Below are 24,934 nucleotides of genomic sequence, written 5' to 3'. Positions count from 1 at the left end.
GCGGCGGTCTTGATCAGATAGCTGGAAACAAACGGCCAGATCGCCCTGTTATGATAGACGCCGGCGTCTGCTGTTTGCGGCCAGACGACGGCAGCGCCAACAGCCGTATGCGGTAATTTTGCAGGATGCTCGCTGTCCTTTTATCATCGGCAATACCGTCGCCAATGGCCAGCGCTTCACCCAGCAGCTCATAGCGGCGTACCGGCGCCTGATCGAGCTCGGTGGGTTTCATGATGCTGTAGAGACCGGCATCTTCGAGCCAGAGCTCCTTGTTGATTGCCACTTTTAGCTCAGTGGCCCACGCCGCATATTTTTGGGCTGCCTCGGCGATACCCAGTTCGGCGGCCATGCTCGCTGCGACGTCGAGGATTTTCCAGTGGTTCATATTGGTCGAAAGCGCTTTCGACATGGCAATATGCACGACGGTGTCTTTCGTCCACGAAGGATAGGTTTGTTCGCGCCAATCGAGGAACGAGGTCTCGCCGCGATAGAGTCCGTCGCGACCGTCATAAGCGGCGAGACGGTCGCTTTCGATGGTGCTGGCAATTGCCGCATAGGCGGTGTTTAGGAATGCTATCCGGTCCTCACCATCCAGGTATTTGAGCAGTTCGAAGGCGGCGCGCGCCCAGACGACACGGTCGGTACTGATTGGCCAGCTTCCACCACTGCCGGTGTCCTGGACAATTTCGGTCGTACCGGCTCCGGGACCTGTCGTATTGCGATGCGCCGATATTTTGAAAAGCAGGCTGTTCTTGGCAACTTGCGGATCGATCTGCGCAAGCCCGAGGTCGATCGCACAGGATGTGTCCCGCGTCCAGACATAGGTCCACGACGCTCCGGTCTGGAAACAGCCCGCAGTGCCGCCACAGTCGATAGGCTCGTTGCCATTGTAAGCGCCATCCCTGATCTTGCGCACGGTCAGGTCCCCGGCTTCCTGGATCGCCAGGGCAAACAGGCCGTCGAACAATTTGCTGCCAGTGCGGATCACCGGCCGGCCGGCTTGTTCCGTGATGGCAAGCGACTTGCTCTTGCCGCTGCGCTGTTCCTGAGTACTGGTCAACTGGTAGCTGCGCTGCTCACTTGTCGCAGGGCCAGCCATTATAGTTGCCGATTGTTGCCCCAAGGTGACCCCTGCTTGTCCATCGTCCGGATTGACCGGATCAACCTGTAGAGCAGAAGTCGCTACGCATTCTCCGTCCACCAGTGTACCCGCCGTACACTTGACTTCTGGCGTCACCACGCACTTGCCATCCACGAGTGTACCTTGAACGCACGCCTTGGTGACCACGTCCGGCGTCACTATGCACTGGCTGCCGTCCAGGGCGCTCCCCGCAGGGCATTCCTTGACGGTGACGTCCGGCGTCACCACGCACTTGCCGTCGACGAAGGTACCCTGCTCACAGGCGGCAAACGTGCCGGATGGGTTGTTTTGCTTCACCGAATTGTCTGATCTCGTTGCAACCAGCAAGCATGATACAGCCGAGCAAAGCGGCAAGCGCAAACCTGTTCAACGGCATGAATTCCTCCCGAAATCAATAAAGGATCGTTCTTATGAAAATGTGTGCCCTGGGGTTCAACACCCGAGGACAGGCAATAAAATAGGGTCACCGCACCGGGCAAATCGAGTGAAAGCACTCGGTATATAAAAATACGGTTCTAGTCTCCCAGGCAAAATTCAATCGATTTGATAGCTGTTTTTGCGCCCTTGCGTCAATGAGACCAAGGTATATGACCGTCTGACCCAAGACGATGACGGCGCAGTCTCCGTGGTTCGGGTTGTCTTGGCTGGCCCTTACTCAGCAGCGAGCGGCGGCTGCGAGATGACTTCGAGCAGCTCGCGGTTGAGCCGCGCTTCCTCTTCGGCCTTGGGCTTGGAGAACCCTGCCAGCAGCAGATAGGCGACCGGGGTCAGGAACAATGTCGAGGCGGTTGCCATGCCAAGGCCGCCCACGATGACCCAGCCGAGTGCAATACGGGCTTCGGCACCTGCGCCGCTGGCGAGCACCAGCGGGACACCGCCAAGAATGGCGCAGAGCATGGTCATCACGACGGGCCGCAGGCGAATATTCGACGCCTCCTCGATCGCCTGCCGAACACTTCTGCCCTGATCGCGCAGATGATTGGCGAATTCAACGATCAGAATGCCATTCTTGGCCATGATACCGACAAGCAGAACCAGCCCGATCTGGCTGTAGACATTCATGCTCGTGCCCGTCAGCAGCATTGCGTACACCGCGCAGGCAAGGCCGAGCGGCACTGTTGCCATGACGATGACGGCACTGATGAAGCTCTCGAACTGGGCAGCCAGAACCAGGAGGATAATGAGGAGGGCGAACCCGAACGTGATCGCCATGCTGGAAGAGTTTTCACCCAGCGCCGCCGCTTCGGCGAGCGGGATGAGACGGTATCCGGGTGGCAGCAACGGGGCTGCGACTTCCTGCGCGACCCTGTAGGCATCGCCGAGCGCGAAGTCGGAGCGCAGACCCGACGTTATGGCGACGGAGCGCATCTGCTGTTCACGCGTCAGCGCCGGGGGGACGGCAACTTCGGCGAGCTTTGCAATCGTCGACATCGGGACAAAACGTCCGTCTCCGGTCCGCAGGAAGACATTTTCCAGATCAGTCGGATCGTTGATCGGATTGGTCGTCGAGACGAGCTTCACGTCGAAACTGCGGTCTTCAATGTAGACGGAGCCGATCTTGTAGCCGTCGAGTACCGACTGCAACGCCTGAGCAAGGCCCGTGATATCAATCCCCAGATCGGAGGCACGCTCGCGGTCGATCGACACAGCCAATTGTGGCTGCGTCGGCTCGTTGGTAAGCCGCGGGCGATCGAAGCGGCTGTCCTTTTCCAGCTCTGACACCAGCTTTGCAGCCGTCGTGCCCAGCTCAGAATAGCTGGTACCGACAACGGCAAATTGCAGCCCATTGCCCGCCCCGCGAATGCCAAGCGAATTCGGCTGAGCCGCGAAAACCTGGATGCCGGGAACGTTACGCACGCGCCTCGAAACGTCGGTGATGATTTCCTGCTGGCTTCTCGCCCGGTCTTTCCACGTGGCGAGACTGAGCACCATGAAGCCGCGGTTGGTATTGCCGTTCTGGCCGGCTATGGAGAAAGTGTTCTGGATCTCGCCGGAATCGCGCAACGGCTGGATCAGGGTCTCGATCTTCCGCATCTCGTCACCAAGATATTCAAGGCTGACGCCCTGCGGAGCAGTAATGCGCAGGAAGGCGGACGCGCGGTCTTCGGGCGGCGTCAATTCCTGCTTGAGCAAGGAAAAGGCGCCAAATGCACCGCCGGCAAACAGCAGCGATATCACGACGACAATCCATGGACCCGCCAGGCAGGCATGCAGCAGGCGGCGATAGAGTCCGCCCAGCCATCCGCCGATACGGGCCACCAGCCCCGGCGCGCGCGTAACGTCCTCATGCTTGGCTTCGCTCACGCTCAGCAGCCGTGAGGCAAGCATGGGGCAAAGGGTCAGCGCAACCACCGCGGACAGAAGCACGCAGATTGCAAGCACGAAGCCGAACTCGCGGAAGAGGCCGCCAGTCTGCCCCGGCAGGAAGGAGAGTGGCACAAAGACGGCTGCAAGCGTCACAGTGGTTGCCACGACCGCAAAGAACACCTCTTGCGTGCCAAGGACCGCTGCGGCGCGCGGGCCCATCCCCTGATTGCGCCGGCGCACAATATTCTCAAGCACGACGATCGCATCGTCGACCACAAGGCCCGTGGCCAGAACGAGCGCGAGCAATGTCAGAATATTGATCGAAAACCCGGCGAGATAAATGGCCGAGATCGTGCCGATCAGCGCGACCGGCAGGGCGACAGCCGGGATCAGGGTGGCGCGAATATCCCACAGGAACAGATAGATGATCAGGATGATGATGATGACCGACACCCCGAGCGCGATCTCCACCTCGTGTACCGCGCCGTTGACGAAATCGGCATCGTCGCTGGTCACGCGAATGTCTACGCCTTCGGGCAAGGTCTTCTGGAGCTGCGCGACGGCAGCGCGAACCCCTGTGGATATGTCGAGCGTATTCGACTGCGCCTGGCGGATAATACCAAGGCCGATGCCGGCCTTGCCATTGGCGCGCAAGGTCGAGGTGCCAATATCGGGACCCATCGTCACCGTTGCCACATCGCGGATCTTGGTCTGCCCCTTGATGATGATGTTTTCGAAATCCTCCGGCGTCTGCACCGGCGCCTGTGCCCGCACCACGATGCTTTGATCGTTGCTGTTGAGCTGTCCCGCCGGTGTATCGAAGGCCATCGTGTTCAGAGCGTTGCGAATGTCTGCAATATTCATACCAAGGCTGGCGACTTTGCCCTGATTGATGTCGATCCGAAAAATCTTGCTGCGATTGCCATTGATCTGGACATCGGCGACGCCCGGTACCGAAGCAAGCACATCCTCGATCTGATCCTCGACAAGAACCGTCATGTCCTCCACCGCCATGATGTTGGAGGTGACAGCAAGACGCATGACAGCATCCGAGTTCGCGTCCGCCTTGACGATGCGCGGAGGATCGGCGTCGTCCGGCAGTGTGTTGCTGATACGGCTGATCGCATCGCGCATGTCGGCGGCAGCGACATTGAGATCCACATCATCGTTGAATTCGACGGTGACGCGGCTATTGCCGAACGAGGAGCTGGACGAGATGGATTTGACCCCGGAGACACGCGAAACCGCGCCTTCGATGGCCGACGTCAGCTCGCGATCCACGGTCTCGGCCGCAGCTGATCTCGAAATCCGTCGAAACGGTGACGACCGGACGATCGACATCGGGCAGCTCGCGCACATCGACACCGTAATAGGCGGCAAGGCCGGCAACGACGATCAGGGCGTTGAGCACCAGCGCCATGACCGGACGGCGAATAAAAAGCGCTGTGAAGTCAGCCTGGCTCTGGGACGTGTTCACGGGAAGTCACCCCTGCTCGCCGGCGGAAGCCAACGGTCCTTCGTTCGTGCTGCTGTCCTTGGGAGCTGGCTGCCCCTGAATCTGGACAAGCTCCCCCTGCCGGACCGACTGCACACCCTCGGCAACGATCTGATCGCCGGGCTCGATGGCCGCATCGACCAGCACCGAGGCAGTATTGCGCTGCACGACACGCACCGGCACGCGCGCCGCCTTATTGTCGGTGATCTTCCAGACATAGGCACCGTCGGTGCCCCACTGGATGGCCAGAGGATCAACGGTAGGATAGGTGTCGCCGGGAAAACCGATCGATATCTGAAATGCCATGCCTTCGCGCAAGGCATCGTTCGGATTGGTGATCTTGGCCTGAACGTGCAGCGTGCGGCTTGCCGGATCGACACGGTTGTCGATGGCGCTGATCGCGCCCTTGAAGGTTTCACCCGGACGGGCGATCGATGTCGCCGTTACCGGCAGATCGATGGTGATGGCCGGCGCAAAACGTTCCGGAACCCAGAAATCGACCAGGAGGTCGGATCGGTCATCAATCATCGCGACCGTGGTCGTTGTCGTGATGTAGTTACCCGCATTGATCGGCAGGATGCCGACAATACCGCCGATTGGGGCTTTGATGGCACGGCGATCCAGCGCGAGTTCGGCCTCGCGAACGTTGAGAGCGGCATTGTCGACGGCCAGTTCAGCTTCCGAAAGCTGAACGGCAGATACTGTGTTACTCAAGCGCAGGCTTTCCGCGCGGCTGAGCTTGGTCTGTGCGTCTTTCAGGGCAACCCGCGCCTTATCGACGAGGATGGCTTCTGCTTCGGAATCAAGGCGGGCAATCACATCGCCGTCTTTCACTTTGGTCCCGGATGCCACGAGAATCTCGGTCAAGCGGCCGGCTGTGAACGGGGTGACTGCTACCGAACTCTTCGCCTTACCGGTACCGATCGCCGTCAGCCGGTCGTTGATCTTGGACTCCGCTGCAGTGCGCACGACAACCAGCGGTAGCGCCTGTCCGCTGCGCCTTTGCCCCTGACGGCCCTTGGCTGGTTCTGTCGCTGCCGTTGCATTGCGATCTATACCCGCCTTTTTCAAAAGGTCATTCGCACCGGGAAACAGGAACAGCCAGCCAGCTCCAGCGGCAACCAGAATCACCAACGCCAAAGCCAATTGCTTCCAGACCTTCATATACCACTCCAAAACGCCGGTCCCGCAACAAAAGCAGAGCCAGCGTGACATTGATTATACCCTAACGCGCGCTACAGCGCGAACACGTGCTGGTTGCAGGATAAAGAGCTTTGATGCCTCCGTTAATGACAATTCGGTGAGGTTACAAAGATTTAATGGAAGTGAGCGCAGGTGAACGGATCGCCAAATTTGGCCGGATCTGCTGGTCTCTGCTTGATGGTGCGTTTCTGCCGTGCAAGATGATGGATGAAGAATTCGTAAGGAAAGCAGTCGATGGCGACGAAGACCGATATTGCACGGCGTGTGTTCAACCACACGTGGAAACTCGATCCGATCGTCCGTAGCCTGCTCGACACGGATTTCTACAAATTGCTGATGCTGCAGATGATATGGGGCGTCTATCCGAAGGTGGATGCGACTTTCACGCTGATCAACCGCACGACCAAGGTGCGTCTTTCCGATGAAATCGATGAACAGGAGTTGCGCGAGCAGCTCGATCATGCCCGGACGGTCCGGTTTTCCAAGAAGGAGATGATCTGGCTCGGCGGTAACACGTTCTATGGCAAGCGGCAGATTTTCGAACCGGATTTTCTCGAATGGCTGTCGAATTTCCAGCTGCCGGAATATGAGCTCACCCGGCGTGACGGCCAGTATGAGCTGAATTTCTACGGCCCGTGGATGTATACCACCATGTGGGAGATTCCGGCGCTGACCATTATCAACGAATTGCGCTCGCGCGCCGCCATGAAAAAGATGGGACGCTTCGAGCTTGATGTTCTCTATGCCCGTGCCAAGGCCAAGATGTGGGCGAAGGTGGAACGCCTGCGCGCGCTCCCCGATATCCGGATTTCCGATTTCGGCACGCGCCGCCGCCATTCCTTCCTCTGGCAGCGCTGGTGCGTCGAAGCGTTGAAGGAAGGCATCGGCGAAGCCTTTACCGGCACGAGCAATGTGCTGATGGCGATGGACAACGACCTGGAAGCCCTCGGCACCAATGCGCATGAACTGCCGATGGTGCTTGCTGCCTTGAGCACCACAAAGGCAGAACTGCTGAAATCACCCTACAAGGTGCTGCAGGACTGGAATCGTTACTATGGCGGCAATTTGCTCATCGTATTGCCGGACGCGTTCGGCACAGCCGCATTTCTGCGCGATGCCCCGGACTGGGTGGCGGACTGGACCGGTTTTCGACCCGACAGCGCACCACCGATCGAAGGCGGAGAGAAAATTCTTGCCTGGTGGCGGGCGAGGGGCAAGGACCCGCGCCAGAAGCTTCTGGTGTTTTCCGATGGGCTCGACGTCGATACGATCGAGGAGACCTATCATCACTTCAGAGGCAAGGTGCGCATGAGTTTTGGTTGGGGAACCAATCTCACCAATGATTTCGAAGATTGCGCGCCCCGTTACAACGACCGCCTGAATGCGATCTCACTTGTCTGCAAGGTCAGTGAGGCCAATGGCCGTCCGGCTGTCAAGCTTTCCGACAATCCGAAAAAAGGCCACGGGCGATCCGGCGGAAATCAAACGTTATCTGGAGTTGTTTGGAGCGGTGGACCGCGTGGAACAGGCCGTCAAGGTCTAGAAGCAATTTCCGGCCGAATAGGTCCGTTCTGCCGGGGCATTCGCGGACAAGGTCAAGGGGTTTGGCAAGGCCGATATGGATGCATCGGCCCTGCCATCTTCCGCGTCTAGATCGTTTACTACTGCAGCATAACGGTGCGCAGTTCGTGTTCCTGCGCGCCGACAAGAACGTTGTCGCGTTCATCCGAAAGCACAATCGGGTCGCCATTGGCGGCAAAGAGCGCCCAGAGCTCGACACCGGGGGTCATTGGCGGAAGAGCCGGAAAACTGTGGGCGAGGTCATCGGTTTTGACCTTGCGCATGTAGGCGACCTGTCCGGCGCCAAGGCGCGCGAATTCGAGTTCGCTCAGGAGATTCTTGTGAACAGAGTTTTGCATATTAGCCTCCGTGTTCGGACAGTCTTTTTCCAAGCCCTGTCCTGTTAGAGCTACGATCAGTCCTGTACCGCGATGTTGATGCGCTTGACCAATCGTTCGGGTTCCGGACGGTCGAGATCGATCGACAGAAGCCCATTCTTCAAAGTGGCGGCGCTGACACGCATTCCATCAGCAAGAACGAAAATGCGCTGGAACTGACGTGCGGCTATGCCACGATGCAAATATTCACGCTCGCCTTCATCGGCCTGCCTGCCGCGAATGACCAGTTGATTGTCTTCCGTGGTCACTTCGAGATCGTCGTTCGAGAAACCCGCAACGGCGAGAACAATTCGAAGCTGTTCACAGTCATTCTTGCCGCGGATACGCTCGATATTGTAAGGCGGATAGCCGTCGCCGGATTTGGCAATGCGCTCCAGCGTCTTTTCCATCGAGTCGAAACCAAGCAGCAAGGGGCTTGAAAATGGTGTCATTCGTGTCATTTGTGCAGTCCTTGAGAGAAGCGACCTAAAAGCAAAACCCGTGATCTTGTCCGATCGTTGATGGCATTTCACTTCTGTCCTTTGATATGGTCGATAGAATCTCAGAGTTCAAGAGAGTGCCGGTTTTCCGGTGATAGAAAGTAAGAAATGACGCGTAAAATCATAATCGATACCGATCCGGGACAGGATGATGCACTGGCGATTCTTCTTGCCTTTGCCAGTCCGGAACTGGATGTACTCGGCATCACCGCCGTTGCGGGCAATGTGCCGCTGGCCTTGACCGAGTTGAATGCGCGGAAAATCTGCGAGCTGGCCGGCCGTTCTGACGCCAAAGTCTTTGCCGGTGCGGACCGCCCGCTGATGCGCCCCCTGATCACGGCTGAACATGTGCATGGCAAGACCGGGCTTGATGGTCCTGACTTGCCTGAACCGGCAATGCCATTGCAGACGCAGCACGCCGTCGATTTCATTATCGAGACGCTGCGCAATGAGGAGGCAGGAAGTGTCACTCTCTGCGCGCTCGGGCCTCTCACGAACATTGCCCATGTGCTGATCCGCGCACCGGAATTGGCCTCTCATATCCGCGAGATCGTCCTGATGGGCGGCGGGTTCTTCGAAGGCGGCAATATTACGCCAACGGCGGAGTTCAATATCTATGTCGATCCGCAGGCGGCACAGATCGTATTGCAGTCCGGTGTTCCGGTGGCTATCCTGCCGCTGGACGTGACGCACAAGGCATTGACGACCGCCCGGCGCGTCGACCGTTTCCGCGCCATGGGAACAAGGTCGGGCGATGCCTGCGTAGCTCTGCTCGAGTTTTTCGAACGGTTCGACGAGGAGAAATATGGCAGGGATGGCGGCCCGCTGCACGACCCGAACGTGATTGCTTACCTGCTGAAGCCTGAGCTTTATGGCGGCAGGCGCTGCAATGTAATGGTCGATGCCACCAACGAACTAACGCTCGGCATGACGGTGGTCGACTGGTGGGGCGTGACGGACCGTCCGAGCAACGCCTTCTACATTCGCGATGTGAATGATGAGGAATTCTTCGATCTGCTGATCGAGCGGATATCGCGCCTGCCGTGAGGTGAACCCCTCCGAAACCGCCATCGCCGGATCACCTACCCGCTCGGGCAAGTCACGAAAAGTTGAGCCCACGTAAACCATCGGTCAGCAAATTCCGGACAAAATTCGCCCGGGCGAGTAATGTCCGGCAGGCGGACAGCAGGAAACTTGAGGTTTGCTATGCTGACACGGCGCGGTGTTCTGATGGGTCTTTTTGCAACAGCTCTGGCACCAAAGGCCGCGCTGGCAAGGCCCAAGCGGAAGATTTTCGTCCTCGATCCGGAGTACCGGCCGCAATATGTTTTCTTCGATTCATCCTATAGGCCGGGGACAGTGGTAATCGACCCGCGCGGCCGGTTTCTTTACCTGATTGAAGACGAATTCACCGCGCGCCGCTACGGTATAGGCGTCGGGCGGGCTGGCCGCGCCTTCCACGGCGTTGCCAGAGTTGGCCGCAAGGAAAAATGGCCGCGCTGGATGCCAACCAAGAACATGATCCGGCGCCAGCCGGAGAAATATGCGCGGTACGCCGGAGGCGTAGCGGGCGGGCGAAACAATCCTCTCGGTGCCCGCGCGCTCTATCTCTACCGGAACGGCCGCGATACCTATTACCGCATCCACGGAACAACCGAACCCTGGACTATCGGACGCGCCGTATCCAATGGCTGTATCCGCATGGTCAACGAACATGTGATGGATTTGTACGCGCGTGTACCGGTCGGCGCACGTGTCGTGGTGATCTGACGGCTGAATAGTTTTACCGCATTGCTGCTGTGCGTGGTTCGACACGCACATTGCTGATGCCAGTGGGGATCTAGGCCGCTACGCTTTCCTTTTGCGTATCGGGAGCCAGGGTTATTTCCAGGCCGTTCAGCTCCTCGCTCATGATCAGCTGGCACGAGAGCCGGGAATTGTCCTCGACGTGAAAGGTCACGTCGAGCTGGTCGATTTCCTCGTCCTGCGGCTCGTAGAGCTTTTCCGCCCAATCCTGATCGACATAGACATGGCAGGTGCCGCAGGCGCAGGCGCCGCCGCATTCTGCCTTGATGTCGAGACCCCAATCGCGAATGACCTCCATGACGCGGAAACCCTCGAGGGCTTCCAGCGTATGGCGCTTGCCGTGCTGATCGGTGACGTGGATGTAGAGGGATCTCTGAGCTCATCAGGTTTTACCTATGCCGCCTTCAGCTTCTTCTGCAGGGAGGTGGAGGACGTCGTATACTGGAAAATGATGCGTTCGCCAGGGGCCACGATGCGTTTTGCGGCCTGGGACATCAGCGCGGCCTCATGGAAGCCGGAAAGAATCAGCTTCAGCTTGCCCGGATAGGTGTTGATATCGCCGATGGCGAATATACCGGGCTCCGACGTTTCGAACTTTTCGGTATCGACGGCAATCAGGTTCTGATCGAGATTGAGGCCCCAATCGGCGATCGGTCCGAGCTTCATGGTCAGGCCGAAGAACGGCAGCAGCCGGCCGGCTTCAAGAACCTCCTCGCCTTCGGCACCCTTGAGGATGACCTTGGACAATTGCCCGCCGGCACCTTCGAGACTGCCAACCTGGCCCATGCGGAACTTGACACGGCCCTCCTTTTCAAGCGCCCACATCTTGTTGACGCTATCGGGTGCGGCACGGAATTCCGGGCGGCGGTGCACGAGGGTGACGGACTTTGCCACGGGCTCCAGATTGAGCGTCCAGTCGAGTGCGGAATCGCCGCCGCCGACAATCACCACATCGTGCCCGCGGAACGCTTCGATCTTGCGCACGGCGTAGTGAACGCTGGTGCCTTCATAGAGTTCGATTTCCGGCACTGGCGGACGCTTCGGCTGGAAGGAACCGCCACCGGCCGCAATGACAATAACCTTGGTGATGAACGCTTCATCCGCGTCGGTCTCGACGCGGAAACGGCCATCTTCAAGCTTCTCCAGCGCGGTGACCATCGTCGAGAAATGAAACTGCGGTTCGAATGGCGCAATCTGCTTCAGGAGGTTGTCCGTCAACGCCTGACCTGTGACCTCTGGAAGTCCCGGAATGTCGTAGATCGGCTTTTCCGGATAGAGTTCGGCGCACTGGCCACCCGGACGGTCGAGAATATCGATCACATGCGCGCGCAGATCGAGCAAGCCGAGTTCAAAAACGGCAAAGAGGCCGACAGGGCCCGCGCCAACAATAACCACATCTGTTTCAATAATGTCGGACATATGGTGCTTTCCAGTAAATGTCGTGAAATTCAATCGAGGATCAGGCGCCGGGAACGCGGCGCCAGCTATAGGTTCCGGGCGCCGAGTGGGAGCCCCTGCCCGGCTGGTAGTAGACCGGCGTATCGTGCAGATTATGATCAGCGAGGCGCGTCAGCGTCACCGCATGGGTAACCTTCAGCGTGTCGAAGCCAGTGCGCAGCATATAGGCCACCTGGTCGATCAGCACATCGCCCACCGCGCGCAGCTCACCCTTGAACTGATGCTGGCTCTTCAGCATTTCCGCTTTCGAATAGGACCGGCCGTCATTGAAGGCCGGAAACTGCAGCGCAATCACCGGAATGGTATCGAGCAATGGCAAAAGCGGATCAATGCTTTCACCCGGGGCCACCGAAACGCCAATCTTGCGATTGGTGGCGTTGCGCACGTCGTCTTCGAGGCCGAGCCACACGGCCAGTGGCAGAATGACCGCCGGCGCATCGCCAGCCTCGTCCAGCGCCGCAGCTGCAATATAGGGATCCTCGCGGAAGCCTTCGCGGCCCCAGAGCTCTCCTGCAGGCTTTTCGGAAATGTCACTCATAAATTAGAATCCGTCAGAGAAATATTGCTCAATTGATCGGTAAGACCGGTCAGATGAATACCGCATTCGGTCTTGTCCGTGCCAGCCCAGCGGCCGGCGCGATCGTCCTCGCCATCCTTGATCGGCTGCGTGCAGGGCATGCAGCCGATCGAACGGTAGCCTTCGGCAACCAGCGGATGCGGCGGAAGTTCGTGCGCGGTCATATAGGCCTTCAGATCGGCCGACGTCCAGTGGGCCAGCGGATTGATGCGAACACGCTCGCCAACCGACTCGAAAACCGGCAACGCTGTACGGGTCGAGGCCTGGAACTGCTTGCGCCCGGTCATCCACGCCCGGTACGGGGCCACGGCACGCGCCATCGGCTCGACCTTGCGGATGTAGCAGCAGCGGTCCTTGTTGGTCATCGACAAGGCGCCAAACGGGTCCTCGTCCTTCAGGCTCTGTTTCAGCGGATGAATGTCATGCACATCCGTCAGGCCGAGATCGCCGACCAGCTGGTCGCGATAGCGCAGGGTTGCCGGAAAATGCTTGCCCGTTTCAAGAAAAAGCACCGGCGTCGCCCGATCTATCTGTGCGATCATGTGCAGCAACACCGACGACTCCGCTCCGAACGAGGAAACCACGGCGATTTCCTCGTTGAACAGATGATCGATGGCAAGCTCGATCACATCCATCGGTTCGAGATTGCCGTAACGGGCTTCAAGCGCGCGCGCTTCATCCGCTACGGTTTTCTCGTTGAATTCAAGCAGCATTTGCAGCCTCGCTATAGAGCGCATCCTTGAACGGTGCAGCGCCCACACGCCGGTAGGTGGCAAGGAAGTTCTCTTCCTTGTCGGTGCGGATATCGAGATAACGGTCAACAATGGTTTCAACCGCATCGACGATTTCTTCCGAGGAGAAACCACGTCCTGTGATGTCACCGATGGTGCAGATTTCATCCCCGGAACCGCCGAGCGAGATCTGGTACAGCTCCTCGCCCTTCTTCTCGACACCGAGAATGCCGATATGGCCGACATGGTGATGACCGCAGGCATTGATGCAGCCGGAAATCTTGATCTTCAGTTCGCCGATGTCCGCCTGACGCTCCGGCTTGCCGAACCGTTCCGAGATGCGCTGGGCGACGGGAATCGACCGTGCATTGGCAAGGGCGCAATAGTCGAGCCCAGGGCAAGCGATAATGTCTGTGATCAGCCCGGCATTGGCGGTCGCAAGACCATCGGTCAGCAAAAGGTCATAGACGATTTGCAGATCGGCGATCGCCACATGCGGCAGAACCAGGTTCTGCTCATGGCTGACGCGGATCTCGTCCTGCGAGAATTTCTCGGCGATATCGGCAACCAGGTCCATCTGTGCGTCGGTTGCATCACCGGGGATGCCGCCGATGGGCTTCAGAGAAATGGTCACGACGCCGTAGTCTGGATTCTTGTGCGGCGTCACATTCTGATCGACCCAGGTGGAGAATGAATGATCGGCCTTGCGCGCGGCCGCAAGGCCCGACCAGCCTTCCGGACGTACGGGCAGGCTTGGCGGCGCGAAATAGCTGTCGATGGCATCGACGTCCTTCTGCGGCAGCTTCAGGTCGGTTTCCTTCAGCACCTGCCATTCGGCTTCGACCTGACGTGTCAGTTCTTCCGTGCCGGTTTCGTGCACGAGAATCTTGATACGCGCCTTGTACTTGTTGTCGCGGCGGCCATTCAGATTGTAAACGCGCATGATCGCTGTCGTGTAGGAAAGCAGATCCTCGACGGGGAGGAAATCGCGGATCTTCTTGGCAACCATGGGGGTGCGGCCCTGACCGCCACCGACATACACCGCGAAACCGAGTTCGCCCGCATCGTTCTTCTTCAGATGCAGGCCGATATCGTGCACCTGGATCGCAGCACGATCACGCTCGGCGCCGGTGACGGCAATCTTGAACTTGCGCGGCAGGTAGGAAAATTCCGGATGCATCGACGACCACTGACGCAGGATTTCCGCATAGGGGCGCGGATCGGCGACCTCGTCGGCAGCAGCCCCGGCAAAGTGATCGGCAGTGACATTGCGGATGCAATTGCCCGAGGTCTGCAGCGCGTGCATCTCGACCGACGCCAATTCATCAAGAACCTTGGGCATGTCCTTCAGCGCCGGCCAGTTATACTGCAGGTTCTGGCGCGTGGTGAAATGCCCGTAGCCGCGATCATAATGGCGGGCAATATGGGCGAGCTTGCGCATCTGGCGGCTGGAGAGCGTGCCATAGGGGATGGCGACGCGCAGCATATAGGCATGCAACTGTAGATAGACGCCGTTCATCAACCGCAGCGGCCGGAACTGGTCTTCCGTCAATTCGCCGGCAAGACGGCGCTCAACCTGATCCTTGAACTGCTCAACGCGGGCCGAAACAAACGCGTGATCAAACTCATCGTAACGATACATTCTGTGCGGGCCTTTAGCTGTTAAGCGGCGGTTGCTTTGGGCTTTTCAGCCTGCTTGCCGAGATCAAGACGGATGGTGGGGCCGAGCTGGCGGATGCGCTCGCGCAGGCGCAGCGGATAAAGGTTTGTGCCGCGCTCTTCAACATCGATCACATTGACGTCGATAACGAGGTTAGACTTGATCGCTGCCTTCCCGGCCTCTTCAAGAGCGCTTACCGCTTCGGCGTGACGGGCGATCAGCGCACCGTCGATCTGTTCCAGCCACTCGCCATTGGCGCCGAGCCATACGGCTTCACCATCGGTCAGGCGGTTTGCGGTGAGAACTTTGACACTCATGATCGTGATCCTTCGCGTTCAGGCAGCATTGGTTTCAAGGTGGCGGGTCGCCACGGGATTCTTGTTCTGTGCGGCAAGCGGCTCGGCCTTGTCGATGGCGGCACCTGCAACAGCATCGCCGATGACGACCATGACCGGACCGTCGAGATCGTTGCGCTGCTCCAGCGCCGGCAAATCGTTGAGCGTGCCATGGAACATGCGCCGTTCGGGGCGGCCTGCGTTTTCGATGACCGCAACGCCGGTATCGGCATGAAGCCCGGCCTGCATCAGCCGCTCGGCGACGGAAGCGGCAACACTGCGGCCCATATAGACGGCGATCGTTGCGCCTGAAATGGCAAGGCGCGCCCAGTCGGGCAGCACTTCACCGGCCATGTCATGACCCGTGGTGAACACGAGGGAGGATGCCACGCCGCGCAAAGTCAGAGGCAATTGCATATCGGCAGCCGCGGCAAAGGCCGAGGTGATGCCCGGTACGATCTCGAAGGCAATGCCGGCGTTGCGCAGCGCGGCCATTTCCTCGCCGGCGCGGCCATAAACCAGCGGATCGCCGGACTTCAGGCGAACAACGCGCTTGCCCTCGCGGCCGAGAGCAACGAGCAAATCGTTGATCTCGCTCTGGCTCTTGGAATGGCAGCCCTTGCGCTTGCCGACGGAAAGGCGGGTCGCGTCGCGGCGGCCCATGGCAACGACGGCCTCCGGGACCAGCGCGTCATAGACGATGACGTCGGCTTCCATGAGCACGCGGTGGGCACGCAGGGTCAAAAGATCTTCGGCACCGGGACCGGCACCAACCAGCCAGACATAGCCCTCTGGCTCGTCCTGGCTTTCGAGCAGACCGGCGGCAGCCTGATGGGCGCCAGTCAAGTCATTGTTATAGACATTGCTTGCGACGTCGCCGGAAAAAAACGAGCGCCAGAACAGGCGGCGCGGCAAACCCTTTTTTCACCAGCTTCTCGACCACTGGCCGATAGGCATTGGCGAGACGCGCCAGATCACCGAGACGCGGCGAAAACGCCGCGTCGATGCGTGCGCGGATCATCTGGGTAAGGACAGGGCCTGTACCCTCCGAACCAATGGCGATGGCGAGTGGCGCACGATTGACGATAGCGGGCGTGAAGAAATCGCAGAGGTCGGGCCGGTCAACGACATTGACCGGAATTCCCTGACGGCGTGCCTCAGCCGCGACCGCCCCGTCCTGGTCTTCATCGCCGGTGGCGACGAAGACCAGTTTTGCGCCGGTCAGATGCTTGGGAGCAAATTTTTCTACGAGATGTTCGTGACCGCCTTCACGGAGAAAATCGGCCAATTCCGGTTCGGGCTCCTCAGCAACAACGCGTATCGTCGCGTTCGTCTGCGCCAGGAGCCGCGCCTTGTTGAGCGCTTCCTCGCCATTGCCAACAACCACAAGCACTTCATTCCGCACGCGGAAAAAGGCTGGAAAGACAGATAGCTGGTTGGCATGGATGGACATGAATAAGACAATCCCGATGGTTCAGGGGATTATCCATGATCCGGCAGCTGTTTATAAGGAACAGAAGTGCGCCGAATCCCGGTCAAGAGCATGGAATTTCTGAAAAAGCCGAAACAAGCGGATTCTCTTTCTATCGTATACAAAGAGACACACGCCTTGCCATCACCCCTTGAGGCAAAGCGAGACATGCTCGATCATCCGCATCTGGCCGGCCATCCAGCCAAATCAATACACGACTACTTTTATCGGGTTAACAAGAAAATGCAAGCCCCTTTGTTGCTGGCCGTGGCGAAGACACGCTCGATCCGGTATGGACGGCTCCGTCACAAGGAGCGGAGACACCTGATGCGCATGATCTCGTAGATCTTCCGGTCAAGAATCTGCAAGCGTCGAAAGGCTTCTTCACCGCTCTCGGTTTCAGCTTCAATCCGGGTTTCTCCGACGACAAGACTGCCTGCATGATCATTGACGAGAACATTTATGCCATGCTGCTCGTCGAGGAGCGCCGCGCATTTCGCGCAGGGTCAGGTCAAAATGCTGCACAAGGAAGCCGCTTGTAGAATGCGACCGGATCTCAACCATATCCTAGTGCAAGTTTTGTCTAGACGGTAAAAACCGCCTGCACATGCACGGGCCAGCGCCAGGGCAGGATAGCGACGAGATCAAAGCGCAGGGAGAGACGGGTATGGTCACTCTGACGCGCAAGCCAATGATCCGCAGCTGCCTCGATCCGGCGCATGGTCAGTGCATTGACCGAGTCCATCGCCTGCTCAAGCGTTGCCCGCGCCTTCACCTCGACGATGAGAACGGTGTCGCCGCGCCGTGCGATCAGGTCGATCTCGCCGAGTTTGGTGCGATAGCGGCGGCCGACGATGCGGTAGCCTTTCAGTATGAGGGCAAGGGCAGCGAGATGTTCTGCGGAGTGGCCGCGACGGTAAGCCTTGCGGCGCTTGCCCAATTCGCTCATCTCGCGCCTATTTCAACGCCAGAAGCCGTTGATAAAGTTCTCCCTTGGGCCGGCCGGTCATGCGCGAGGCCTCACCCGCTGCCTTGGCCGGTGCCATTTCGAGAACGAGGGCGCGCAGCAGCGCATCGATGTCGTCGTCGGAGCGCGGCACATTCTCATGTTCTTGCGGTGGGCCAACAACGAGCACCACTTCGCCGCGGATACGGTCCTCGCCGTCGAATTCCGCTGCCAGGTCCTTCAGAGGCAGGGTGACGACAGTCTCATATGTCTTCGTCAGTTCACGGCACAGCGACGCCTGGCGTTCAGGGCCGAAGATTTCGACCATGTCTGCCAGCGTTGCCGCCGCGCGATTTGGCGATCTCGAAGAATACCAGCGCCGCATCAAGGGTTTTCAATTGCTCGAGCTTCGCCCGGCGCTGGCCCTGTTTCGACGATAGGAAGCCGGCAAAATAAAACGAATCCTTGAATAATCCTGAAGCTGTAAGGGCGGCCAGCACCGATGATGCGCCGGGGATGGGCACGACCCTTATGCCGGCGGCTTTGGCTTCAGGCACCAGACGGCCTCCCGGATCAGAAACCAGCGGCGTACCCGCATCTGAAACCAGTGCGACGCTCTTGCCCGCCAAAAGCGCCTCGATCAGTTTGGGGCCCGCCATTTCGGCATTGTGTTCGTGGTAGGCGTAGGGGCGGCGGGAAATGCCGTAGCGGTCGAGCAGAACGCGGCTCACACGCGTATCCTCGCAGGCGATAATGTCTGCCGCTGCCAGCGTTTCGATGCCGCGTAGGGTCATGTCGCCGAGATTTCCGATCGGCGTCGCCACGATATAGAGGGCCGGCTCCAGTGGGCGGGCGCGGTAGGAAGCGCTGCCGATCTGATAGTCCCGCTCCTTGTCGGCAGTTTTTGGGGCTTCTCCCTCGGACAAAACTTTTCCCTTATGCTGCCAGATCGGCGATGACCGCATTGAGCACGATGGCGCCCTCGGGCGTCGTGCGAATACGGCTATTGCCGATATATTCGATAAGGCCCTGCTCCGCCAAGGAAATCACTTTACCTTCCTTGACGCTGTGTCCAGTCAGACGTTCGTAGCGGGCGAGATCAATTCCCTCTGCCAGCCGCAATCCCATCAACAGGAATTCGTCGCCTTCCTGCTCTCTATTCAGGAACTCTTCCTCGACAACCCCGTGGCCGCCGGCTTCGACTTGCCGCAACCAGGATTCTGGGATGACGCTCGGTGATGGTTACTGCGCGCGTCCCATTTTCAATGAAGCGTCCGTGCGCGCCCGGACCGACACCGACATATTCGCCATAGCGCCAGTAAACGAGATTGTGCTGCGACCCGCGCCGGGTGCGGCATGATTGGAAATTTCATAGGCTGGCAGGCCATGGCTCGCCGTTACATCCTGCGTTTCCGCATAAAGCGCTGCCGCGTGATCACCGTCGGGTGTCACCAGTTTCCCCGCCTTCCACAGATTGTAGAAAGGCGTGCCTTCCTCGATCGTCAGCTGGTACAGCGACAAATGATCGGCGGCATAGGAGATCGCGCGGGCAAGTTCATCGCGCCAGCCTTCAATGGTCTGGTCCGGCCGCGCATAAATAAGGTCGAAGGAAAGCCGCGGGAAAATCTCGCGCGCCAGTCCGATCGCAATGAGTGCCTCATCGACGCTGTGCATGCGGCCGAGCCGGCGCAGATCCGGATCATTGAGCGCCTGCACGCCAAGCGACACCCGGTTGACGCCCGCGGCGCGATAACCGCGAAAACGATCTGCCTCGACGCTGGTCGGATTGGCTTCCAGCGTGATCTCGATATCATCCGGCACGTGCCAGTTGCGGGCGATTTCATCGAGGATGGAAGCCACCGTCTCCGGTTGCATCAGTGACGGCGTACCGCCGCCAAGGAAGATGCTGGAAACCGTGCGCTGACCCGTACGCTCGCGCATCGTCGCCATTTCGCGGGCAAAGGCTGCGGCAAAGCGCGGCTGGTCCACCGGCTGATGCCGGACATGCGAGTTGAAATCGCAGTAAGGGCATTTGGCCATGCAGAAGGGCCAATGAACGTAGACGCCAAAGCCGGACTCGCCTTTATCGGGATGGTTCATGCGCATCCAGACAATCTTTGGCAAAGCGCTGGAAGGCACGAGCGCGATGCGACAGCGCATCGGTGTCGCCCGGCTTCCAGCCGTGTTTCTGTTCCGCAGTCATTTCGCCGAAGGTTGTATTGTAGCCTTCCGGCCTGAATACGGGGTCGTAGCCGAATCCTGCGGTGCCGCGTGGCGGCCAGACGATCTCGCCTTCCACTTCGCCGCGATAGTAATTGGCTTCGCCATCGGGCCAGGCAAGGCAGATAACCGAAACGAACCGGCCGCTGCGATCCCCGGGTGCGCTCGCACCCTTTTCCTGCAATGCCTTCTCGACCTTCCGCATGCCGTGAGCGAAGTCACGCTTGCCGTCCGGAAGTTCGGCCCAATTGGCGGTGTAGACACCCGGATTGCCGCCCAGCGCATCAACGCATAGGCCTGAATCGTCGGAAAGCGCGACAAGACCCGTCGCCTTGGCGGCAGCAGCGGCCTTGATGTAGGCGTTCTCCTCGAAGGTCGTGCCCGTCTCCTCGGGTTCAGGCAGGCCCATGTCAGCGGCAGACACCACTTCGAAGCCGAACGGCCCGAGCAGGTCGATCATTTCCCTGATCTTGCCCTGGTTGTGGCTGGCGACGAGCAACTTGCCTTTTTGAAGCGTTCTCATTTCAGATTCCATAATTGTGGTTCGGCAAATTCAATCGAATTTCCCGACGGATCGCGGAAATACAGGGAGTGCGCGCCGTTCGGCCAATCGAACTCGCTCTCGATGACGATACCGTTGGCCTCCAGATGGGATTTCCACTCCGCAATTTCATCCCGCGTCGCGCGAAAACACACATGACCCGGCCCATCCGCGCCATGGGACGGTATCGGCAGACCGCCTTTTGGCCTTTCCTTCAACTTTTCAACGTTGAAAAGAATAAGCACGCCGGGCCCGCAACGGAAGAATACCGATTCATTGCCGGCACGCAGGATGACTTCCATCCCGAGCACACCAGCATAGAACCGCGCAGCCACTTCGACATCGGTCACATAAAGCGCTGTTTCCAGTATTCCTGATGGCTGCATGGTTCCTGTCTTCTAGCCGACGGCCATTTTCTGCAGCGAAACCAAACGGTTGATGCCGTTGCGGGCAAGCCCCATCAGTGCCAGCAATTCGTCTTCGGAGAAAGGATCGCCCTCGGCGGTTCCCTGTACTTCAACAATACCACCCTTGCCGGTCATGACGAAATTGGCATCGGTCTGGGCCGTCGAATCTTCCTGATAGTCGAGATCGATGACCGGGGTGCCATCGGAAATACCGCAGGAAATGGCAGCGACATGGTCCTTCAGGACTTTTTCGACCTTGAGCATCTGCCGCGCTTCCATCCAGCTCAGACATTCGTGCAGGGCCACCCAGCCGCCAGTGATCGCTGCGGTGCGGGTGCCGCCGTCGGCCTGGATGACATCGCAGTCGACGGTGATCTGTACTTCGCCGAGTGCCTGCAAATCCACCACAGCACGGAGCGAGCGCGCAATCAGCCGCTGGATTTCCAGGGTACGGCCACCCTGCTTGCCGGAAGAGGCTTCGCGGCGCATGCGATCGCCGGTCGAGCGCGGCAGCATGCCATATTCGGCCGTGACCCATCCCTTGCCGGTGTTGCGCATCCAGCCCGGCACTTTTTCCTCCAGGCTAGCGGTGCACAGCACGTGGGTATCGCCGAATTTGACCAGGCACGAGCCCTCGGCATGTTTGGAAATGCCGCGCTCAAAGGAAATGGCGCGCATTTCGTCGGGGGCTCGTTTGGAAGGACGCATGGGCTAACCTCTTGTTGATCTGTTTCCCGGCCTTTTAACCGCGATGGGTGAATGAAGCAAAGGCTTTGATGATTGACCCGATAATGCTTATATCAGGCCGGCAACGAACAGAAGTATGAGGCAGGATGAACAACGCCGTGGTTCCGGAGACATTGCAATCGCTTGATCAGCGGTCGCGGGATATTTTCCGGCGGATTGTCGAGAGCTATCTGGGCGACGGCGAACCGGTTGGATCGCGCAACCTGTCGCGCATCCTGCCTGTGTCCCTTTCCCCCGCCACAATCCGCAATGTGATGAGCGATCTGGAACATCTCGGTCTCGTCTATGCGCCGCATATCTCGGCCGGGCGGCTGCCGACGCAGCTTGGACTGCGTTTTTTCGTCGACGCCTTCATGGAAGTCGGCGACCTCTCCTCCGCTGAGCGTAATTCCATCGAGGCTCAGGTGCGGGCTTCCGGTGAATCCCAGTCGGCGGAAAGCGTGCTCACCCAGGCAAGCCAGATCCTTTCCGGCATGTCGCGGGGTGCCGGGCTGGTTCTCGCCAGCAAGGCGGAAGGTGCGCTGAAGCATATCGAATTCGTTCGTCTCGAGCCGACAAAGGCATTGGCAGTACTCGTCACCCAGAGCGGCGATATCGAAAACCGCGTCATCGATCTGCCGCTCGGCGTCACGCCATCGCAATTGATCGAGGCGTCGAATTTTCTCAACGCGCATATTCAGGGACGCACCATCACCGAGGCGCGGCAGGAAGTCGCCCGGCTCAAGGAGGAAACACAGCAGGCGCTGGACGCATTGTCGCAACATCTGGTTGAACAGGGCCTTGCCATCTGGGGCGGGGCTGGTGGCGGCCAGCCCGCACGGTTGATCGTTCGCGGGCGCGGCAATCTGCTCGAATCGGTCAATGCCGAGGCCGATCTCGAGCGCCTGCGTCATCTGTTCGACGATCTCGAGACCAAGGAAGGTACACTGCAGTTGCTTGATCTGGCGGAGGCCGGACCGGGCGTGCGTATTTTCATCGGTTCGGAGAACAAACTGTTTTCGCTTTCCGGTTCGTCGCTGGTCATCGCGCCATACCGCGATCTGGAACAGCGGGTGATCGGCGCGCTGGGTGTCATCGGTCCAACGCGGCTCAACTATGCGCGCATCGTGCCGATGGTGGATTATACGGCCCAGCTTGTGTCGCGCCTGCTTCGATAGTCATTTGCACTTGATTTTTATGGCCTAAAGCTCGATATCCAGCGCAACTTACGAATAATGAACGGACAGGATAGATGGCTGAAGACAAGAAAAATCACGACACACCCGATCTCGACCAGCGCGACCTGAAGAATCCGCGCGATCGAGATGCGCTGAAGCGCGCTGCCGATGATTTTCTCAAATCGCGCAAGGCTGAAGAATACGCGATGGCCCAGGATGACGAAATTGAAGCTCAGGCCAACAATTGGGCCGAGCTCGACAGGCTGCGCGCCGAAAACGGCGACCTGAAGGACCAGCTGCTGCGGCTTGCCGCCGACATGGAAAACCTGCGCAAACGGACCGCACGCGACGTTCACGATGCGCGCGCCTATTCGGTCGCCAATTTCGCCCGCGACGTTCTTTCCGTTTCGGACAATCTGAAGCGCGCGCTCGAAGCAATTCCTGCCGATGCGCTGGCTCAAGGCGACGCTGGTTTCAAATCGCTTGCCGAAGGCGTTGAGATGACCGAACGTTCGCTGATGACTGCGATGGAACGCCACGGAGTCAAGAAAATCGAGCCGCTGGGCCAGAAGTTCGATCCAAACTTCCATCAGGCGATGTTCGAGATTCCAAATGCTGACGTACCACACAACACCGTGTTGCAGGTCGCACAGTCAGGCTTCGTCATTGGCGACCGCATGTTGCGCCCGGCCCTGGTCGGCGTATCCAAGGGTGGCCCCAAGCAAGGGGCAGGCGAAGGCCAGCCGGAACCTGGCCCGATCAATCCGCAGGCGGAAAAAGACGCCTGATCCGGCCTGCAAGTCGAATTTGAGAGCCGCGTTCCTTAACCGGGAATGCGGCTCTTTTCATTTTGGCGGGTGATGCTCTATCGTGCCCATTATCCGGGCGCAGGGGGAATTGCCGATGACCACGATCCAGCTGTTCAACTATGCCGGGATATTCGTCTTTGCCGCGACAGGCGCCCTGGCGGCATCACGCCGCCAGCTCGATATCATCGCGTTCATCTTTCTTGCGGCGGTGACGGGCGTCGGCGGCGGTACGTTGCGCGACCTGATCCTTGGAGTTCCGATATTCTGGGTCAAGGATCCGGGGAACCTTCTGGTCTGTGCCGCGGCCGCAATCGTCGTCTATTTCTCCGCCAATCTGCTGGAGTCACGCTACCGCGTGCTGCTATGGCTCGATGCGGTCGGCCTCGCCGCCTATAGTGTCATGGGTGCAGCCAAAAGCCTGGCGTTGGGCTTCGATTCAAGCATTGCCGTCGTCACCGGCATCATGACCGCTACCTTCGGCGGCATCCTTCGGGATATCATTTCCGGTGAGCCATCGGTGCTGATGCGCCGCGAAATCTATGTGACGGCCGCCCTGGCCGGGTCGGTCGTCTACATTATTCTGCACGCTCTGTCTCTTGGACTGGAACTGTCGGCACTCGCCGCTGCACTCACCGCATTTGCGGTGCGTGGCGGCGCGCTTTATTTCGGCTGGGCGCTGCCCACCTATCACAGGCCCGGCCGCACGCCCGAGGAACTCAAGCGCGAGGGCTATATCCGGTCGGAGTAGACTTGCCGGGCACCATCTGTGCTTGGGTGAAGCATCGCAACTTGACAAAATGGCTGCATGTGGCCACTATTCTCACATGACAACTGTATCGATCCGAGACGCAAAGAACCGCCTCACGGAACTCGCCCGCCAGGTGGAAAAAGGCGAAACCATTGTGGTGACACGCAATGGTCGTCCGGCTTTTGATCTTGTTCCGCACAAGCCCGGAAAGGGGCTGCAGCTGGAGGCGATTGACGAATTCAAGAAAATACACGGGATCACGACGATCGTCCCCTTTATCGCGGACGACTTCGACGACCCATTACCGGAAGATTTTCTCCTTTACCCGCTGCCGCCAGACGCATGAGAGTGTTGCTGGATACTCATATTCTGTTGGCCATTCTCGAGCAGCAGCTGGAGAAGTTTACGCCCGGCATTCGGAGCTTGCTCGCAGACCCGGCAGGGGAGTTCCATGCGAGCGTGGCCAGTCTTTGGGAAATCGCGATCAAATGGCGCTTGGGAAAGCTTCAGCTTACTCCCGGTCTCAAGACGTTGCCTGGTCTGCTAACGGACATGGGAGTAGAACTTGTTCCGATCAACGAGCACCACACCCTGATCGCAGTTGAGCCCGAACCGTTAACACGGGATCCTTTTGACCGCCTCTTGCTGGCGCAATGTCAGGTGGAAGACTTGCGCCTTGTCACGATTGATCGTGCGCTGGTCGCCCATCCAATGGCGGTCAAAATCAAGTGAACCTTG

General features: G+C 58.9%; 22 protein-coding genes and 5 pseudogenes. 9 read left to right on the top strand and 18 right to left on the bottom strand.

Annotated features, from left to right (window positions below):
* Positions 1-13: 13 nt before the first annotated feature.
* From N8E89_RS07575 to N8E89_RS07565, 3 genes and pseudogenes are all read right to left on the bottom strand, one after another.
* Positions 14-1,438 (bottom strand): alpha-L-rhamnosidase-related protein, encoded by a 1,425-nt coding sequence (locus N8E89_RS07575; RefSeq protein ID WP_262261628.1) that lies wholly within the window; start codon positions 1,436-1,438, stop codon positions 14-16.
* 354 nt (positions 1,439-1,792) lie between these two features.
* Positions 1,793-4,868, bottom strand: a pseudogene (locus N8E89_RS07570) (efflux RND transporter permease subunit).
* A gap of 63 nt (positions 4,869-4,931) precedes the next feature.
* The gene (locus N8E89_RS07565) at positions 4,932-6,107 is read right to left on the bottom strand and encodes an efflux RND transporter periplasmic adaptor subunit (protein WP_106662315.1); all 1,176 of its coding nucleotides are present in this window, start codon (positions 6,105-6,107) and stop codon (positions 4,932-4,934) included.
* 273 nt (positions 6,108-6,380) lie between these two features.
* Here N8E89_RS07565 and pncB point away from each other — a divergent pair.
* Positions 6,381-7,689, top strand: a pseudogene (gene pncB / locus N8E89_RS07560) (nicotinate phosphoribosyltransferase).
* Between the two features lie 118 nt (positions 7,690-7,807).
* Here the strand turns inward: pncB and N8E89_RS07555 are convergent.
* On the bottom strand, positions 7,808-8,065 hold the full coding sequence (locus N8E89_RS07555) for a BQ00720 family protein (protein WP_100000676.1): 258 nt from the start codon (positions 8,063-8,065) through the stop codon (positions 7,808-7,810).
* Positions 8,066-8,121: 56 nt separating this feature from the next.
* The gene (locus N8E89_RS07550; RefSeq protein WP_106662313.1) at positions 8,122-8,544 is read right to left on the bottom strand and encodes an Hsp20 family protein; all 423 of its coding nucleotides are present in this window, start codon (positions 8,542-8,544) and stop codon (positions 8,122-8,124) included.
* Positions 8,545-8,691: 147 nt separating this feature from the next.
* Here N8E89_RS07550 and N8E89_RS07545 point away from each other — a divergent pair, with 147 nt between their 5' ends.
* Together N8E89_RS07545 and N8E89_RS07540 are read left to right on the top strand one after the other, a co-directional pair.
* Positions 8,692-9,630 carry a nucleoside hydrolase gene (locus tag N8E89_RS07545; RefSeq protein ID WP_106662312.1) on the top strand — a complete coding sequence of 313 codons (939 nt, stop codon included), beginning with the start codon at positions 8,692-8,694 and terminating at the stop codon, positions 9,628-9,630.
* 159 nt (positions 9,631-9,789) lie between these two features.
* A complete protein-coding gene (locus N8E89_RS07540; RefSeq protein WP_106662311.1) occupies positions 9,790-10,353 on the top strand; it encodes a L,D-transpeptidase in 564 nt (187 codons plus the stop codon).
* A 70-nt stretch (positions 10,354-10,423) separates the two neighbouring features.
* On the opposite strand, the gene N8E89_RS07535 is transcribed toward N8E89_RS07540, so the two are convergent.
* The 7 genes and pseudogenes from N8E89_RS07535 to cysG all read right to left on the bottom strand — a co-directional run bounded on the left by N8E89_RS07535 (position 10,424) and on the right by cysG (position 16,603).
* Positions 10,424-10,750 (bottom strand): 2Fe-2S iron-sulfur cluster-binding protein, encoded by a 327-nt coding sequence (locus N8E89_RS07535; protein ID WP_262261862.1) that lies wholly within the window; start codon positions 10,748-10,750, stop codon positions 10,424-10,426.
* A 32-nt stretch (positions 10,751-10,782) separates the two neighbouring features.
* The gene (locus N8E89_RS07530; protein ID WP_106662309.1) at positions 10,783-11,808 is read right to left on the bottom strand and encodes an NAD(P)/FAD-dependent oxidoreductase; all 1,026 of its coding nucleotides are present in this window, start codon (positions 11,806-11,808) and stop codon (positions 10,783-10,785) included.
* Positions 11,809-11,848: 40 nt separating this feature from the next.
* On the bottom strand, positions 11,849-12,376 hold the full coding sequence (locus N8E89_RS07525; RefSeq protein ID WP_410010363.1) for a DUF934 domain-containing protein: 528 nt from the start codon (positions 12,374-12,376) through the stop codon (positions 11,849-11,851).
* Between the two features lie 5 nt (positions 12,377-12,381).
* Positions 12,382-13,137: a phosphoadenylyl-sulfate reductase gene (locus N8E89_RS07520; RefSeq protein ID WP_106662307.1), complete on the bottom strand. Its 756-nt coding sequence runs from the start codon at positions 13,135-13,137 to the stop codon at positions 12,382-12,384.
* On the bottom strand, positions 13,127-14,797 hold the full coding sequence (locus N8E89_RS07515; RefSeq protein WP_262261619.1) for a nitrite/sulfite reductase: 1,671 nt from the start codon (positions 14,795-14,797) through the stop codon (positions 13,127-13,129). The genes N8E89_RS07520 and N8E89_RS07515 overlap by 11 nt, the downstream gene beginning before the upstream one ends.
* Before the next feature lie 20 nt (positions 14,798-14,817).
* Positions 14,818-15,132 carry a DUF2849 domain-containing protein gene (locus tag N8E89_RS07510; RefSeq protein ID WP_106662305.1) on the bottom strand — a complete coding sequence of 105 codons (315 nt, stop codon included), beginning with the start codon at positions 15,130-15,132 and terminating at the stop codon, positions 14,818-14,820.
* Between the two features lie 18 nt (positions 15,133-15,150).
* Positions 15,151-16,603, bottom strand: a pseudogene (gene cysG / locus N8E89_RS07505) (siroheme synthase CysG).
* Positions 16,604-16,693: 90 nt separating this feature from the next.
* On the opposite strand from cysG, the gene N8E89_RS07500 reads away from it, so the two are divergent.
* Positions 16,694-16,966, top strand: coding sequence for a hypothetical protein (locus tag N8E89_RS07500; protein WP_106662303.1), 273 nt, complete (start codon positions 16,694-16,696; stop codon positions 16,964-16,966).
* 238 nt (positions 16,967-17,204) lie between these two features.
* Here N8E89_RS07500 and N8E89_RS07490 read toward each other — a convergent pair whose 3' ends face one another.
* From N8E89_RS07490 to rph, 6 genes and pseudogenes are all read right to left on the bottom strand, one after another.
* Positions 17,205-17,570 carry a YraN family protein gene (locus tag N8E89_RS07490; protein WP_106662302.1) on the bottom strand — a complete coding sequence of 122 codons (366 nt, stop codon included), beginning with the start codon at positions 17,568-17,570 and terminating at the stop codon, positions 17,205-17,207.
* Positions 17,571-17,577: 7 nt separating this feature from the next.
* A pseudogene (gene rsmI / locus N8E89_RS07485) lies at positions 17,578-18,532 on the bottom strand (16S rRNA (cytidine(1402)-2'-O)-methyltransferase).
* Positions 18,504-19,667, bottom strand: a pseudogene (hemW, locus tag N8E89_RS07480) (radical SAM family heme chaperone HemW). Before hemW ends, rsmI begins: the two co-directional pseudogenes overlap by 29 nt.
* Complete coding sequence (gene rdgB / locus N8E89_RS07475; RefSeq protein WP_106662300.1) at positions 19,651-20,310, bottom strand: RdgB/HAM1 family non-canonical purine NTP pyrophosphatase; 660 nt, start codon at positions 20,308-20,310, stop codon at positions 19,651-19,653. The pseudogene hemW and the gene rdgB overlap by 17 nt, the downstream one beginning before the upstream one ends.
* Positions 20,307-20,714 (bottom strand): VOC family protein, encoded by a 408-nt coding sequence (locus N8E89_RS07470; RefSeq protein WP_106662299.1) that lies wholly within the window; start codon positions 20,712-20,714, stop codon positions 20,307-20,309. The genes rdgB and N8E89_RS07470 overlap by 4 nt, the downstream gene beginning before the upstream one ends.
* Positions 20,715-20,726: 12 nt before the next feature.
* Complete coding sequence (rph, locus tag N8E89_RS07465) at positions 20,727-21,443, bottom strand: ribonuclease PH (protein ID WP_106662298.1); 717 nt, start codon at positions 21,441-21,443, stop codon at positions 20,727-20,729.
* 125 nt (positions 21,444-21,568) lie between these two features.
* On the opposite strand from rph, the gene hrcA reads away from it, so the two are divergent.
* From hrcA to N8E89_RS07440, 5 genes are all read left to right on the top strand, one after another.
* Positions 21,569-22,639 (top strand): heat-inducible transcriptional repressor HrcA, encoded by a 1,071-nt coding sequence (hrcA, locus tag N8E89_RS07460; protein ID WP_262261614.1) that lies wholly within the window; start codon positions 21,569-21,571, stop codon positions 22,637-22,639.
* 74 nt (positions 22,640-22,713) lie between these two features.
* Positions 22,714-23,427 (top strand): nucleotide exchange factor GrpE, encoded by a 714-nt coding sequence (grpE, locus tag N8E89_RS07455; RefSeq protein WP_106662296.1) that lies wholly within the window; start codon positions 22,714-22,716, stop codon positions 23,425-23,427.
* Positions 23,428-23,542: 115 nt separating this feature from the next.
* Entirely contained in the window at positions 23,543-24,196 is a 654-nt protein-coding gene (locus N8E89_RS07450) for a trimeric intracellular cation channel family protein (RefSeq protein ID WP_106662295.1), read from the top strand.
* Between the two features lie 76 nt (positions 24,197-24,272).
* Entirely contained in the window at positions 24,273-24,542 is a 270-nt protein-coding gene (locus N8E89_RS07445) for a type II toxin-antitoxin system Phd/YefM family antitoxin (protein ID WP_106662626.1), read from the top strand.
* Positions 24,539-24,928: a type II toxin-antitoxin system VapC family toxin gene (locus tag N8E89_RS07440; protein ID WP_106662294.1), complete on the top strand. Its 390-nt coding sequence runs from the start codon at positions 24,539-24,541 to the stop codon at positions 24,926-24,928. The genes N8E89_RS07445 and N8E89_RS07440 overlap by 4 nt, the downstream gene beginning before the upstream one ends.
* Positions 24,929-24,934: the final 6 nt, after the last annotated feature.

The sequence above is a fragment of the Phyllobacterium sp. A18/5-2 genome, from assembly GCF_025452215.1.
Classification (GTDB): Bacteria; Pseudomonadota; Alphaproteobacteria; order Rhizobiales; family Rhizobiaceae; genus Phyllobacterium; species Phyllobacterium sophorae.
Note: the sequence above shows the minus strand (reverse complement) of the source record. Positions and strands in the feature narration are given on the sequence as shown.

Coding starts and splice junctions, on each gene's coding strand:
- N8E89_RS07500 (WP_106662303.1), top strand. CDS start 16,694: ATGGAATTTCTGAAAAAGCCGAAACAAGCGGATTCTCTTTCTATCGTA.
- N8E89_RS07565 (WP_106662315.1), bottom strand. CDS start 6,107: ATGAAGGTCTGGAAGCAATTGGCTTTGGCGTTGGTGATTCTGGTTGCC.
- N8E89_RS07510 (WP_106662305.1), bottom strand. CDS start 15,132: ATGAGTGTCAAAGTTCTCACCGCAAACCGCCTGACCGATGGTGAAGCC.
- N8E89_RS07555 (WP_100000676.1), bottom strand. CDS start 8,065: ATGCAAAACTCTGTTCACAAGAATCTCCTGAGCGAACTCGAATTCGCG.
- N8E89_RS07445 (WP_106662626.1), top strand. CDS start 24,273: ATGACAACTGTATCGATCCGAGACGCAAAGAACCGCCTCACGGAACTC.
- N8E89_RS07545 (WP_106662312.1), top strand. CDS start 8,692: ATGACGCGTAAAATCATAATCGATACCGATCCGGGACAGGATGATGCA.
- rdgB (WP_106662300.1), bottom strand. CDS start 20,310: ATGAGAACGCTTCAAAAAGGCAAGTTGCTCGTCGCCAGCCACAACCAG.
- N8E89_RS07450 (WP_106662295.1), top strand. CDS start 23,543: ATGACCACGATCCAGCTGTTCAACTATGCCGGGATATTCGTCTTTGCC.
- N8E89_RS07440 (WP_106662294.1), top strand. CDS start 24,539: ATGAGAGTGTTGCTGGATACTCATATTCTGTTGGCCATTCTCGAGCAG.
- rph (WP_106662298.1), bottom strand. CDS start 21,443: ATGCGTCCTTCCAAACGAGCCCCCGACGAAATGCGCGCCATTTCCTTT.
- N8E89_RS07520 (WP_106662307.1), bottom strand. CDS start 13,137: ATGCTGCTTGAATTCAACGAGAAAACCGTAGCGGATGAAGCGCGCGCG.
- hrcA (WP_262261614.1), top strand. CDS start 21,569: ATGAACAACGCCGTGGTTCCGGAGACATTGCAATCGCTTGATCAGCGG.
- N8E89_RS07530 (WP_106662309.1), bottom strand. CDS start 11,808: ATGTCCGACATTATTGAAACAGATGTGGTTATTGTTGGCGCGGGCCCT.
- N8E89_RS07540 (WP_106662311.1), top strand. CDS start 9,790: ATGCTGACACGGCGCGGTGTTCTGATGGGTCTTTTTGCAACAGCTCTG.
- grpE (WP_106662296.1), top strand. CDS start 22,714: ATGGCTGAAGACAAGAAAAATCACGACACACCCGATCTCGACCAGCGC.
- N8E89_RS07515 (WP_262261619.1), bottom strand. CDS start 14,797: ATGTATCGTTACGATGAGTTTGATCACGCGTTTGTTTCGGCCCGCGTT.
- N8E89_RS07490 (WP_106662302.1), bottom strand. CDS start 17,570: ATGAGCGAATTGGGCAAGCGCCGCAAGGCTTACCGTCGCGGCCACTCC.
- N8E89_RS07550 (WP_106662313.1), bottom strand. CDS start 8,544: ATGACACGAATGACACCATTTTCAAGCCCCTTGCTGCTTGGTTTCGAC.
- N8E89_RS07470 (WP_106662299.1), bottom strand. CDS start 20,714: ATGCAGCCATCAGGAATACTGGAAACAGCGCTTTATGTGACCGATGTC.